General features: G+C 35.7%; 10 protein-coding genes. 3 read left to right on the forward strand and 7 right to left on the reverse strand.

Annotated elements, in window-relative coordinates:
• Positions 1-521 precede the first annotated feature (521 nt).
• Together EO244_RS04495 and recG are read right to left on the reverse strand one after the other, a co-directional pair.
• Entirely contained in the window at positions 522-1,907 is a 1,386-nt protein-coding gene (locus tag EO244_RS04495) for a hypothetical protein (RefSeq protein WP_129253389.1), read from the reverse strand.
• 126 nt (positions 1,908-2,033) lie between these two features.
• Positions 2,034-4,139: an ATP-dependent DNA helicase RecG gene (gene recG / locus EO244_RS04500; RefSeq protein WP_129253391.1), complete on the reverse strand. Its 2,106-nt coding sequence runs from the start codon at positions 4,137-4,139 to the stop codon at positions 2,034-2,036.
• 171 nt (positions 4,140-4,310) lie between these two features.
• Between recG and EO244_RS04505 the strand changes: the two genes are divergently transcribed.
• From EO244_RS04505 to EO244_RS04515, 3 genes are all read left to right on the forward strand, one after another.
• Positions 4,311-5,069, forward strand: a complete 759-nt coding sequence (locus EO244_RS04505) for a hypothetical protein (protein WP_129253393.1) — start codon at positions 4,311-4,313, stop codon at positions 5,067-5,069.
• A 131-nt stretch (positions 5,070-5,200) separates the two neighbouring features.
• The gene (locus tag EO244_RS04510) at positions 5,201-5,761 is read left to right on the forward strand and encodes a cob(I)yrinic acid a,c-diamide adenosyltransferase (RefSeq protein ID WP_129253395.1); all 561 of its coding nucleotides are present in this window, start codon (positions 5,201-5,203) and stop codon (positions 5,759-5,761) included.
• 51 nt (positions 5,762-5,812) lie between these two features.
• Complete coding sequence (locus tag EO244_RS04515) at positions 5,813-6,034, forward strand: DUF2795 domain-containing protein (RefSeq protein ID WP_125031983.1); 222 nt, start codon at positions 5,813-5,815, stop codon at positions 6,032-6,034.
• A 15-nt stretch (positions 6,035-6,049) separates the two neighbouring features.
• Here EO244_RS04515 and EO244_RS04520 read toward each other — a convergent pair whose 3' ends face one another.
• The 5 genes from EO244_RS04520 to guaB form a co-directional block, all read right to left on the reverse strand.
• Entirely contained in the window at positions 6,050-7,684 is a 1,635-nt protein-coding gene (locus EO244_RS04520) for an OstA-like protein (protein ID WP_129253397.1), read from the reverse strand.
• Positions 7,685-7,743: 59 nt separating this feature from the next.
• The gene (locus EO244_RS04525) at positions 7,744-8,709 is read right to left on the reverse strand and encodes an AAA family ATPase (protein WP_129253399.1); all 966 of its coding nucleotides are present in this window, start codon (positions 8,707-8,709) and stop codon (positions 7,744-7,746) included.
• 85 nt (positions 8,710-8,794) lie between these two features.
• Positions 8,795-10,147 (reverse strand): peptidylprolyl isomerase, encoded by a 1,353-nt coding sequence (locus tag EO244_RS04530; protein WP_129253401.1) that lies wholly within the window; start codon positions 10,145-10,147, stop codon positions 8,795-8,797.
• A gap of 10 nt (positions 10,148-10,157) precedes the next feature.
• Positions 10,158-11,000: a hypothetical protein gene (locus EO244_RS04535; RefSeq protein ID WP_129253403.1), complete on the reverse strand. Its 843-nt coding sequence runs from the start codon at positions 10,998-11,000 to the stop codon at positions 10,158-10,160.
• Positions 11,001-11,089: 89 nt separating this feature from the next.
• The gene (guaB, locus tag EO244_RS04540; protein ID WP_129253405.1) at positions 11,090-12,559 is read right to left on the reverse strand and encodes an IMP dehydrogenase; all 1,470 of its coding nucleotides are present in this window, start codon (positions 12,557-12,559) and stop codon (positions 11,090-11,092) included.
• Between the last annotated feature and the right edge of the window lie 214 nt (positions 12,560-12,773).

Below are 12,773 nucleotides of genomic sequence, written 5' to 3' on the forward strand. Positions count from 1 at the left end.
TAAACGGTATTAAAAGTGCTATCAAAAATACATGTTTGCAATCTTAATGATGTAGAGTATCTTTCTGGTTAAGATGTGATTAGCTTGCCTTAAAAAGAATCTCTAACACTTAATATTTAAATCACACATCAGCAAAAATAACACTTTAGGTCAGATAGCATTAGGGGGCTGGTTTATTTATTATTTGTTTAAATAGAGGGACTTCGCCTCTTTTGTAAACTAGAGATAGCAATTTTTCATCTATCTCTGTTTGACACAGTCTGTTTGAAAGATTAGAGAAAAAAATCATTATTTTTTGATTTCCTGAAAAGCATTTTTAATTTAGAATGATTTTAAGATATAAAGCTTGTTGAAGACCTTATATAATCAGTGTTATTCCGATATGTTGGCTGCTATTTCTTATCATTACTAAATAGAGAGAGGGTGGTATTTTGTTTAAAATTAGAGCGTTGGTTTGTTTTAAAATATAAAGCGGAACCTGCTACATGCAAGTTCCGCTTTAAATATTGCTTAAATAGGTACTAGAAATTAAACCTTAGAGCCACATAAGGCATTACTGAATTGTCAATTTTGTAGTTGCCATCTTCTTTTTCTACCCAAGCCCAACGGTAATCGACCCCGGTATAAAGAAACGGACTGATTTTATAAGCAAAGCGCATCACTGCTAATGAGTTCTCATCAAACTTGAAAGCATCATCTAGTTTGGTTAGATTTCCTTTACTATAACTTCCTTCAATCAGAATTTTATCGAAAAGGTCTTTTGTTCTCAAATGGATTTGCATGAAAGCAGGAGATGTTTCGTTTATGTCATCAGGTAGCAAAAGATTTCCCCCTATGATGATTTTATCAAGAATGCTTGCATTCAATGAGCCATAAATTCCTTCTTGTTTTTCGGCTCTACCTAACTGAGCAATTTTAGCATCTTTATTCAATTCATACATGGCATCGAAGAATTGTGGCATGTAATTGTCGCTATACCATAGTCTTTCGATACGTGCATTTAATTTAAACAGGTTGCCAATAATCTTCATGTTTGCATTCAGACCGATCCCCATTCCTGTACCACTATCGTAATTAGCCAGTGTTTCAGGTGCTGCGAAATAGGTTTTTAAGCTATCCGATTCAACTTTTCTTAATTTACTGTAGTGTGCATACCATCCTAAATTGAAAACTGATGAGTTGACAAGGGTAATTCCCATATCAACACTCCAGGCATTCATACCGTCTTTAAGGAAATGATTGATGTCATGACTTTCGTCGTAACGTTTGCTTTTGTCTTTATCCGATACATAAGTGAAACCCATATCCAGTGTTTTAATCACAGGAATTTCGCTGGCTCCAAACGGGCGAACATAGGGACGAATGGCGAAAAGATTGAAAGAACTGGCATCGAAATCGCTATACATTCCTTCAATACCCACTATCTTTTTTATACAAATATCGTAGCTAACACCAGTTTTACGTTTTTCGAAACTCATTGAGTTATTGTAGTTGTTTACCAAACTACCGTATCCTACATGTTCGCCTCTAAGTTGGCCAACTTTAATATAAAGAGGATCTTTTTTCTTACGTCCGTAACTTAAGTAGGAAATCATACGAAGAACACCGCTTCCATCTTTAAATTCGTCGGTATACATCTTACCATTGTCCAGATTGAAATAAACCGGAATATCGAAACCAACACCAAGTTTACCCAATCTCAGTTCGGGATTTAAACGCACACCAGCATAGTTTTTTTCTCCGATGCGGGCGTAGCCAAATGCGGCAGAAAACAGACTGACAGAATCTATTTGATTGATATTTTCAAACGAACTTTCGAATTCGAAATTGACTTGAGATTTAACTGTTTGGGGCAACAGTAAGACAGAGAGTGTAATGGCTAAGATAGCCAAGGTGATCTTTCTCATTAATTTATAGATTTTGGTTATACGTATATTAAAATAATGAGAGCCAAAAATAATCTAATTATTAAGATTAATCACATATTTTTAAATATTCGTCATTTATTTTAAGTCAGTCGTCAGTGTGGCTCACTAGCTAATAACACTCCAATTGAATTGTGCTTTGCTTAAACGCTTTACTTGTTTGGCTAGAGTAAAATTGATTTCTTTTTCGAGTAAAGGATCTTTATCAAGGATGCTTTGAGCAATATCTCGTGCATATTGTAAAACTTGTCCATCCTTTGCTAAATTGGCAATTTTAAGATCGTAGGCAATACCGCTTTGTTGAGTTCCTTCAATATCACCAGGGCCACGGAGTTTCAAATCGACTTCTGCAATTTCGAAACCGTCATTGGTTCTGACCATGGTTTCGATTCGTTTTTTCGATTCGTTTGACAGTTTGTAACTCGACATGAGAATGCAGTAGGATTGATCGGCACCACGACCAACCCGACCTCGGAGCTGGTGGAGTTGCGACAGTCCGAATCGTTCAGTCGATTCGATAATCATGACTGAAGCATTGGGTACATTTACACCAACTTCGATCACTGTAGTAGCTACCATAATTTGTGTCTCACCTTTGGCAAAACGTTGCATTTCAGCATCCTTTTCGGCAGGTTTCATTTTGCCGTGAACCATACTGATGCTGTATTTATCCGGCGAAAAGAAACTGGCAACAGATTCATAGCCCTGTTCAAGATTTTTGTAATCCATTTTTTCCGATTCCTTTATCATCGGATAAACTAAATAGATTTGACGCCCCAAATCAATTTGTTTTTTCATGAATTTGTAAACCTCTTGTCTTTTGTTTTCAAAATAATGAACGGTTTGAATGGGTTTTCGTCCGGGAGGGAGTTCATCAATTACAGATACTTCCAAATCGCCATATAGTGTCATAGCCAGCGTTCTGGGGATAGGCGTAGCTGTCATGACCAAAATATGAGGAGGGATCGGATTTTTAGCCCATAATTTGGCCCGTTGAGCAACCCCAAATCGATGTTGTTCATCTATAATAACAAAGCCTAAATTTTTGAATTGAACCACATCTTCGAGAAGAGCATGTGTTCCAATTAGAATTTGTAATTCGCCACTAATGAGATGTTCGTGTATGACTTTTCTGTCCTTAGGCTTGGTCGATCCTGTCAGCAAGGCATAATTCACATTGATTCCATCAAGAAATTCAGCGATGGTTTCCAGGTGCTGAGTCGCTAAAATTTCAGTTGGTGCCATCAGGCAAGCCTGACAACCATTGTCAAGAGCCATCAGCATGCTCATTAGGCCAACTAAAGTTTTTCCACTCCCCACATCACCTTGCAAAAGGCGGTTCATTTGTTTACCCAAACCGACTTCTTTACGAATTTCTTTTAAAACTCGCTTTTGAGCACTGGTTAGTTCAAAGGGAAGATTATTCTGGAAAAATGTATTGAAATACTCACCAATCTTAATGAATTGATGTCCTTGATAGAGAATTTTTCTCTTCATTTTCTTTTTCAGAATATTCAGCTGAATGTAGAAAAGTTCTTCAAATTTTAAACGATACTGCGCTTTTTTAAGGATTTCGGTATTTTCAGGAAAATGAATTTGCCACAAAGCATCGTGTAGATTGATTAAGCCAAGATGGTTGACCAAATAGGCAGGGAGGGTTTCAGGTATTTTGCCATTTACTGAATTAAGGATTCCTTCTTGAAATTTGTGAATGGTTTTTGAATTCACAAAACCTGCTTTCATCTTTTCCGAAGTGGGATAAAAGGCTTGCAAAGCCGCCTGAATTTTGTTCTTATTCGGCTTAGCTTCTTCAAGTTCGGGATGCACAACATTAATTCTGTGATTGAATTCATTAGGTTTGCCAAAGACAATATATTCGACACCAATTTTTAAATTCGGTTTTACAAATTTGATTCCTTTAAACCAAACTAGTTCAATTATGCCTTGCCCATCCGTAAAGTTTGCAACCAATCTTTGCTGGCGTTTTTCGCCTATGGTTTGGATATCCGTTATTCGTCCCTTTACCTGTATATAAGGTAGTTTTGAATGAATTTCAGATATGGCATAAAACTTCGTTCTGTCAATATATTTGAAAGGGAAATGGTACAGCAAATCTTCGTAGCTGTGTACAGATAATTCCTGCTTTAGGAGCAGGGCTTTTTTGGGCCCAACACCTGGTAAAAATTTGATATCCTGTCCTGCTAATTCTGACATTTAAATACTCGATTTCATTTTTTAGTTAGAGAAACAGAAGTCTCAACTAACTCCTGAATGGTGATTCACAAAATCAAAAATACAATTAAATTTCTTATACTTTTCAAATGGAGATTTATTGATTTTGATACTTTTTTTTATCTTCAACTTAGAATCTTAAAATATAGTCAGATGCCCCATTTTAAGTACCATATACAAAAACGTTTTACTCGATTAATTTCCAGACATTACAGAGGTTTTGGCCTTGATTCTCCTTTTGTGTATCATTTTGTTAGAAATGTGATAGAGGCTAAAATGCATTATTACCCTTTTCGGAAATTGGATAGGTTATGTCAGAATATTCTTTCGGTTTTGGAGGGAGCGATTTCTAATAAAAATTTGAAAGAAGATGAAAATCTATGGTATGTATCGGAGTTTAATCATTTAAAAGATTGCACAAAATTAAATCGCTTTATATTTCGATTGGTAAATTTTGTAAATCCTAAAAGTTTAGCTTTTATAGGAGATGATTCCGGATTAAATTTAATTTATCTGGCAAAGACTGATACGCGACGAGATTTGTATTGTATGGGGGCGCGTGGTTTTGTACATGATTTTGCACATCCAATTTTAAAGGAACAAGCTCTAAGTAATATTGTTTTTTCAGACTTAAATACAGATTTGAATTTTGATTTTATCCAGATATCGAGGTCTGTTTCATCTGAAGTTTTATTAAAGTTTGAACAAAATCTCGATAAATATCTAAATGAAGAATGCTATTTGATAATTGAAAATATTAATCGGGATGAAAAGATGATTTCGTTATGGGATCGCTTAAAGAAATTGGACCGCTTTACTGTGAGCTTGGATTTGTTTGATGTGGGAATTTTAATTGCGAGAAAGGGCTTAAAAAAGCAAGAGCATAATTTAAGTGCACGTGCGTATAAATAGCCGATAATTATTAATATAAAATCTTTAATAATTTGTTATGAAATGTGAGTCTAAATTTTAACTTTGTGTAGCTGATAGAAAAATGATAAATATTTTAAGTACATTTTTTATCACGACTAAAAAATAAAATCATGACAAAGTTTAAAGTATATACTAAAACAGGTGATTCCGGAACCACAGGATTAATTGGTGGAACTCGGGTTCCTAAGCATCACTTACGTCTCGAGGCATATGGGACTGTTGATGAATTAAATTCATATATTGGTTTGATTCGATCTCATGAGATCGAGACCAAATCGAAAGAGACATTACTTATTGTTCAAAATAAATTATTTTTAATAGGTTCACGTCTGGCTACCGATGATACAAAATCGGATTTGAAAGAAAAACTGATTATTGCTGAGGATGATATCCTTTTGTTGGAAAACGAAATGGATAGAATGGATGAGAGTTTACCGGAATTAAACAATTTTGTTTTGCCTGGAGGTGATCCTTTAAATGCTTATTGCCATATTGCCCGAACTGTTTGTCGTCGTGCCGAAAGGCGAGCCAATCAGTTGGCGGTAGAAGTCGATATTAACCCATTATTATTGAAGTATATAAACAGACTTTCTGATTACTTATTCATTCTTTCCCGTAAGGTTTTGATTGATATGGGAAAGGCGGAAATAAAATGGGAGTTAAACTTGTAGATTCAGAAAAAAAAATTATATTCGCAAACTTAAAAAAGCAAAAATAAGACTATGTATTGGACTCTAGAATTAGCTACGAAGCTAGAAGATGCGCCATGGCCAGCATCCAAAGATGAATTAATTGATTATGCAATTCGTTCGGGAGCGCCATTAGAAGTTATCGAGAATTTGCAGGAAATCGAGGACGAAGGGGATGTGTATGAGAGTATTGAAGATATTTGGCCCGATTACCCAAGCAAAGGAGATTTTCTATTTAACGAAGATGAATATTAAAAAAAACGTGAGATTTTACATCTCACGTTTTTTTGTGTCTTTTACTTTGGGTTTTGGAGCAGACTCATTATTTTCTTCAGAAATTGTTTTTTGAAGTCTTTTCTTTAGTTTTTCCTGGAGTTTTTCTATGGCAGATTCCCAAATAAAGATTTCATCTTTAGTTTTGGGTCGAAGTTGTTCACGCCACTCAAAATCTTTGAGAAAACGTTTCTGATTGACAATATCAAATACAGGATACATATTGCCGTCCGGTTTTTTTGTAAACAGAATCTGATCGATTTTTTGGCCTTTTATATCAATACTGATTGTACTACTCTTTGCGACGTTCATACCTACAATAATACCATGTTCATCTCTGGGGAAATACAGCGTTTCGCCATTTCCAATAATATCAAGTTTATCAAGGTGATTTTTATTGACGTGCCCGAGCATGTTTCGGCCTTTTATTTGGTTGTATAAGGTGCTGTCTTCTTTTGAACACAAAAAGGCATTGGTTCTGAAATGAAGATATTTAATCGCATTGTTTTGGCTCTCAATACTAATGGAATCTGCTGTTATTTGGTTACCCTGGGCCCAAACAATAGGATCGTTAAACATTCGCATAGTTGAATCCTTAAGTGAGTAACTCATCGAATCGCATCTGCCTTGCAGATCTTTACGGAAGAATTTAACCTTATTGTAAGCCAGTATTCTATTAAAATCATTAGTGTCTTTTTCAATGCGAATGGTGTCAGAATGTAAAAATAAACTATCCTGTTCTCCTACATGAATAAAGAGGGTTGAGTCGGTTAAAAATGCTTCCTCGGTATCCTTATGCATTTCCAGATAATGTCCTCTTAGGATAAGTTTATTGATGGTGTCCCTGAGTTCAACATTTCTGAAAATTTTGGCCTGTTTGGTATGTTTGTTTAAGTAGATACTATCGCCCTTAATCTGATAATTATCTCTGTTTACAGTCGTGTTTTTGAGAAGGTGAGAAATACCTGTTTGTGTGTTGTACCAACCCGATTCGCTATAAAGTGTTTCTTTCTCACTAACAATACGAGTTGGTCCAAGAATATTCACCACTTTATTTACCGTTTGATATTTTAGTGTGTCAGAGTATAAGGTGTAATCGGTGTTGATAAGAACAACACTATCTTTAAAAAAGAATAGATCCTCATTGGTGTAGTAGCGTCCAATAATACTATTGAGTACATTGGTTGAATCAACGATTGTGCCACCTTCATCGTAGTAACCGATGTTAAGAGTCATATCGTAATCAAGCTTATCTGTTGTTAGTTTTACACTTTGGTTTTTAAGTGTCACATTTTGTCTCAACTCAGCTCTGCGGGTGTCTCCATCATATCTTAAGTAATCACCAAAAATATGAACCGTATCTGCGTTGATGATGTGAACATGACCGAAAGCTTCAACTTCATTTTTTTTATCATATTGATAGGCACTGTCGCAATACATTTTCAGGTTTTGATGTGTCAGAAAGACATCTCCAATAAATTTATTTACATCAGGATGAAGATCGCGATCAATTTTAAGATCATTGGAATTCTTAATTAGAATTTTTGATTTTTTCTGAGCATTGGACAGCTGTGGTAATGTAATTACCATTAGTAAGATAAGAGGGAAATATTTCTTTACAATGTTGGCCATTGATGATAACTTATGAATGAAAAGACTGTTATTACGATTGTTATGAATTGATTTGAGCTTTATTTAAGTAGCTCCTCAATGATATTTTCAATACTGACACCTTCGGCTTCAGCTTTGTAGTTTTTCATGATTCTATGGCGAAGAATTGAAACGGCTACGGCTTTTACATCTTCGATATCCGGAGAGTATTTCCCGGAAATGATAGCGTGAGCTTTGGCTCCGATAACTAAATATTGTGAAGCTCTGGGACCGGCTCCCCAATTGATATATTTATTTGTGATTGCACTTGCATACTCTGTGTTTGGTCGTGATTTAGCAGCCAAATTTACAGCATATTCCAATACATTTCGGTTAATGGGTACTTTTTGGATCAAGCTTTGGTAATAACTAATTTCCTGAGCAGACATGATTGTTTCAATTTCGAATGTTTTTCCTGAGGTTGTGTTTTCAACAATGCTGATTTCATCCTCAAAGCTTGGGTAGTCAAGGTAAATGCTAAACATGAAACGATCGAGTTGCGCTTCGGGTAAAGGATAGGTTCCTTCTTGTTCAATCGGATTTTGAGTTGCAAGAACAAAGAATGGCTTGTCGAGCTGATAATTTTTACCATTGACCGTTACTTCCTTTTCCTGCATGGCTTCTAATAGTGCCGATTGAGTTTTAGGAGGGGTACGGTTAATCTCATCTGCCAAAATAATATTGGCAAAGAGCGGGCCTTGAATAAATTTGAATTGTCTGTCGCTGTTCAGAATTTCGGTACCAATTATATCCGAAGGCATCAGGTCGGGCGTAAACTGAATGCGCTGGTACTTTAAGTCGAGGGCTTGTGAAATGGTATTTACAAGTAATGTTTTTGCTAGTCCTGGAACACCAACCAGTAGGCAATGTCCGTTACTGAAAATTGAAATTAATACCTGTTTGATGATATCATCCTGACCGTAAATCTTTTTCTTGATTTCGGAAAGTAAAGCGTCGTATTTGCTTTTTAAGGCATTGGCAGCCTCAACTTCAGTTATAAAATTCATCACAGAAAATTTTAATTTTCAAGAATAACAAAAACAAAGAATCAGACACAACTTATGCTGTGTCTGATTGTTGTATGCGTTAATATTACTTAATCCAGTTTTTGAATCTGAATTTAGCATTCTTATACGAATCATCAATGCTAATATAAGTCGATGATTGTTTTTCGCTGATCCATTTGTTAAGCAAGTCTTGTTGTTTTTGTTGCTTAAGCATGTTTTCAAACTGGTTCCAGTCATCGGCTAAATTAGCTTTATGAGGCTTAGTTTGTGATTTAATTTTAATGATTTTATAGGCTTCTTGCCCTCTTTGATCATCAAGAAAAGCTTCAGAAATTTCACCCACTTTAAGTTTGTTGACTGCTTTGGCAATGGCCGGAGCTAAGCTTTCTTTTGTGAATTTAGAACTCGAATTATACTGGTTTACAATTAAACCGCCATTGTTTTTAGTGTCTTTGTCATCTGAGTAATAGAATGCAGCTTCTTCAAATTTGATTTTATCATTACGAATCATATCAGCAATACTATCCAGTTGCTGAGTTGCTGCAGTTCTGTCTTCCTGTTGAATGTGTGGCTTAAGAAGAATGTGGCGAACATTGATTCTTTCTCCTTTACGATCGATAAGTTGAATGATGTGGAAACCATATTCCGATTCAACAATCTTCGATATTTTGTCTGGCTTTAGGTTGAAAGCTTCGTTAGCAAATTCAGGAACCAAATTGGCTCTGGGTGTAAATCCCAATTCGCCACCACGTGGAGCGCTACCCGGGTCTTCAGAATAAAGAACAGCTAAGGTTGCAAAACTTTCACCTTTCATGATTCGATCACGGAAATTTCTTAGTTTTTCACGGATTCGATCTTTTTCATCATCTGTAATTTTGGGACTTCTGGTGATTTGCTGAATTTGCAGTTCTCCAGGTATGACAGGTAAACTATCTTTAGAAATGTTGTTATAAAGCTCGCGAACCTCGGCAGGTGTTGCTGTGATGTTTTTAGTAATCTCAGCCTGCATCTTTTGCTTAATCTTGTCGTTACGTGTCATGTCACGCAACTCATTTTTCATATCAGAAATACTTTTCTTAAAATATTGTTCAAGCTTTTCTTTTGAACCAATTCGTTGAATATACATTTCGATTTTGCGTTCCAAATCGTTCTCAACTTCTTGTTCAGTCACCTCAATACTATCGACCTGTGCTTGTGCAATCATCAACTTTTCAATCAAAAGATCTTCAAAGATCTCCGATTTCAAATCTACACTCCCAGACTGGTAGCCCTGTGCTTGTAAGCCTAGAAAACGATTTTCTACGTCAGATTTCAAGACAACCTGATTGCCGACTACAGCAATAATCTTATCAATAGAATTATCCTGAGCATGAGCCGTTGTAAAAAGGATAGCCAATAATGCTAGTGACGTGCAGACTTTAAAAATAATGTTGCGCATATGTGATAGTTTAGTAAATTTTGAATTTGTTTTTTGATTCGGCATCTTTAAAGATACTTTCCTCCATATTTTTAATAAACTGAATTTTTCTCTTATTGATAATTATTTTTCGAATATCCTCGTCAACAAATGAAAGGGGGGCTAGTTCCTTTTTAAGTTTGTAATCCTGAATATTTATAAAATAATGAAATGTACTATCCTCGGTTTCAAAATACTTATTTTGTCTTAGAAAATTGGCTTCATCTTTAATCTTAATAGGCGTTTGACTTAGCAAGTTTTGAGAATAAATCCATTGCTCGCTAAAATTATCAAATTTTGTGGCATTTTGAAAGCAGTAGTCCTCTAATTTCTCCCAATCTTCATCTTTCTTCAATTTATAGATTTGTATGATCTTCTTAGCTTGAGGGAGAGGTTTAGGAACTTTAATGTAAACAGCCTTAACAATATTACGGTTTAGTAGAAAGTTACCAGGATAATCACGGTAGTATTTATCGATTTCAGCATGTGTAACAACGGTATCGAGTTTTTGTTCGATTAAATGCTGCTGGTATTTATGAATGATGAGTGAAGAGCGGTAATCTTCAACCATTTCTTCAACATTTTGATCTTTTTCGGAAAGGTTGAGTTCAGCTTTTGCAACAAGTAGCTGTTTTTTAATCCATTGGTGAACGTAGTTTTGAGCAATTCTTAAGCTGTCTTCTTTTGAAATGTCATTGGGGATAAGTTCTCGTATTTTATTTAGATACAAATAAGAATCATCAACTTTTGCAACGATAGGATTGTCAGAGTTGTTATTTGAGTTACACGATATAAATCCTAAGAGAATGAATAGTAAGATGATATTTCTTGTCATAAATTAGCTTTAAATAGGTTTTAAACTCAAATATTATCGGCAATTAGTCCAAGACCAATTGCCGATTATCATATTAATCTTTAAAAAGATTATCTGCTATAATTAGGAGCTTCACGAGTAATTGCGACATCGTGAGGATGGCTTTCAGCCATACCCGAAGCTGTAATTTTTACAAATTTGGCATTGTGAAGTGCATCAATATTAGCTGCACCGCAATAACCCATTCCGGCACGTAAACCACCAAGTAGTTGGTAGATTACTTCGTAAAGTGTTCCTTTGTAAGGTACACGTCCTACGATTCCTTCCGGAACTAATTTTTTGATATCATCTTCCGCATCCTGGAAATAACGGTCTTTTGAACCTTTTTCCATTGCTTCAATTGATCCCATTCCACGGTAAGCCTTAAATTTACGACCGTTGAAAATAATCGTTTCCCCTGGAGACTCTTCAACTCCGGCAAGTAGTGAACCAGCCATAATTGAGTTTGCACCAGCTGCAAGAGCTTTAACAATATCACCCGAGTAACGTAATCCACCATCAGCAATTACAGGAACTCCAGTTCCGGCAAGGGCTTTGCTTACTTCGTAAATAGCTGTAAGTTGTGGTACACCCACACCTGCAATGACACGTGTAGTACAAATTGATCCCGGACCAATACCAACTTTCACGCCATCAGCACCTGCTTCAACAAGCATCTTAGCTGCCTCTGGTGTTGCGATATTTCCAACGATGAATTGCATTTCAGGATACTGTTTTTTTGCCTTTTTCAACAACTCAACCACACCTTTTGAGTGTCCGTGAGCCGTGTCAATAATGATAGCATCAGCACTAGCTTTTACTAAAGCATCAACTCGATCAAGTGTGTCAGCTGCGATACCAACAGCAGCAGCAACTCTTAAACGCCCTTTTTCATCCTTACAGGCAAAAGGTTTATCCTTTGCTTTAGTGATATCCTTATAAGTAATTAATCCAATGAGTTTGTTGTCAGAATCAACAACAGGTAATTTTTCAATTTTGTGAGATTGAAGAATTGCAGCAGCCTGATCAAGGTCTGTGCCTGAGTTTGTTGTGACAATGTTTTCAAAAGTCATAACTTCTGAAATGGCTTTGTTCATCTGCAACTCAAAACGTAAATCTCTGTTGGTAACAATTCCAAGAAGAACCCTTTTTTCGTCAACAACAGGAATACCTCCAATTTTATACTCTTTCATAAGAGCAAGAGCGTCTTTAACTGTTTTGTTTGGAGCAATTGTAATAGGATCATAAATCATCCCATTTTCGGCTCTTTTAACCGTTAAAACCTGTTTGGCTTGAGCAGCGATGCTCATGTTTTTGTGGATAACTCCAATTCCACCTTCACGAGCAATTGAAATAGCTAGAGCTGATTCAGTTACGGTATCCATTGCTGCTGAAACAATTGGGGTGTTTAGCGTAATGGTGCGTGAGAATTGAGTTTTTAGACTTACGTCTTTAGGCAAAACTTCAGAAAAAGCTGGTACCAAAAGAACGTCGTCAAATGTTAATCCATCGGAAACAATTTTATCAGATACGAATGACATTATGCAATAATTTTAGATTTAAATTGCATGCGAAATTACAAAAAAATAGTGTGATTCGTCTTGTTCAATAATCTAAAAAAGTGTTAATTGATTTTTGATGCTTAGTTTTGTATGAGAATAAAATATATATACGGCGTATTTACTGTTGTTTTTATGTGTATATTAAATCTCAATATAGACTGTACATCCCTTTGATGCAGTGGGTTGTTTGTGA

The sequence above is a fragment of the Ancylomarina salipaludis genome, from assembly GCF_004122035.1.
GTDB lineage: Bacteria > Bacteroidota > Bacteroidia > Bacteroidales > Marinifilaceae > Ancylomarina > Ancylomarina salipaludis.

Bases quoted from the DNA above. Each gene is read 5' to 3' on its own strand.
- EO244_RS04495 (WP_129253389.1), bottom strand. From the start codon at position 1,907: ATGAGAAAGATCACCTTGGCTATCTTAGCCATTACACTCTCTGTCTTA.
- recG (WP_129253391.1), bottom strand. From the start codon at position 4,139: ATGTCAGAATTAGCAGGACAGGATATCAAATTTTTACCAGGTGTTGGG.
- EO244_RS04505 (WP_129253393.1), top strand. From the start codon at position 4,311: ATGCCCCATTTTAAGTACCATATACAAAAACGTTTTACTCGATTAATT.
- EO244_RS04510 (WP_129253395.1), top strand. From the start codon at position 5,201: ATGACAAAGTTTAAAGTATATACTAAAACAGGTGATTCCGGAACCACA.
- EO244_RS04515 (WP_125031983.1), top strand. From the start codon at position 5,813: ATGTATTGGACTCTAGAATTAGCTACGAAGCTAGAAGATGCGCCATGG.
- EO244_RS04520 (WP_129253397.1), bottom strand. From the start codon at position 7,684: ATGGCCAACATTGTAAAGAAATATTTCCCTCTTATCTTACTAATGGTA.
- EO244_RS04525 (WP_129253399.1), bottom strand. From the start codon at position 8,709: ATGAATTTTATAACTGAAGTTGAGGCTGCCAATGCCTTAAAAAGCAAA.
- EO244_RS04530 (WP_129253401.1), bottom strand. From the start codon at position 10,147: ATGCGCAACATTATTTTTAAAGTCTGCACGTCACTAGCATTATTGGCT.
- EO244_RS04535 (WP_129253403.1), bottom strand. From the start codon at position 11,000: ATGACAAGAAATATCATCTTACTATTCATTCTCTTAGGATTTATATCG.
- guaB (WP_129253405.1), bottom strand. From the start codon at position 12,559: ATGTCATTCGTATCTGATAAAATTGTTTCCGATGGATTAACATTTGAC.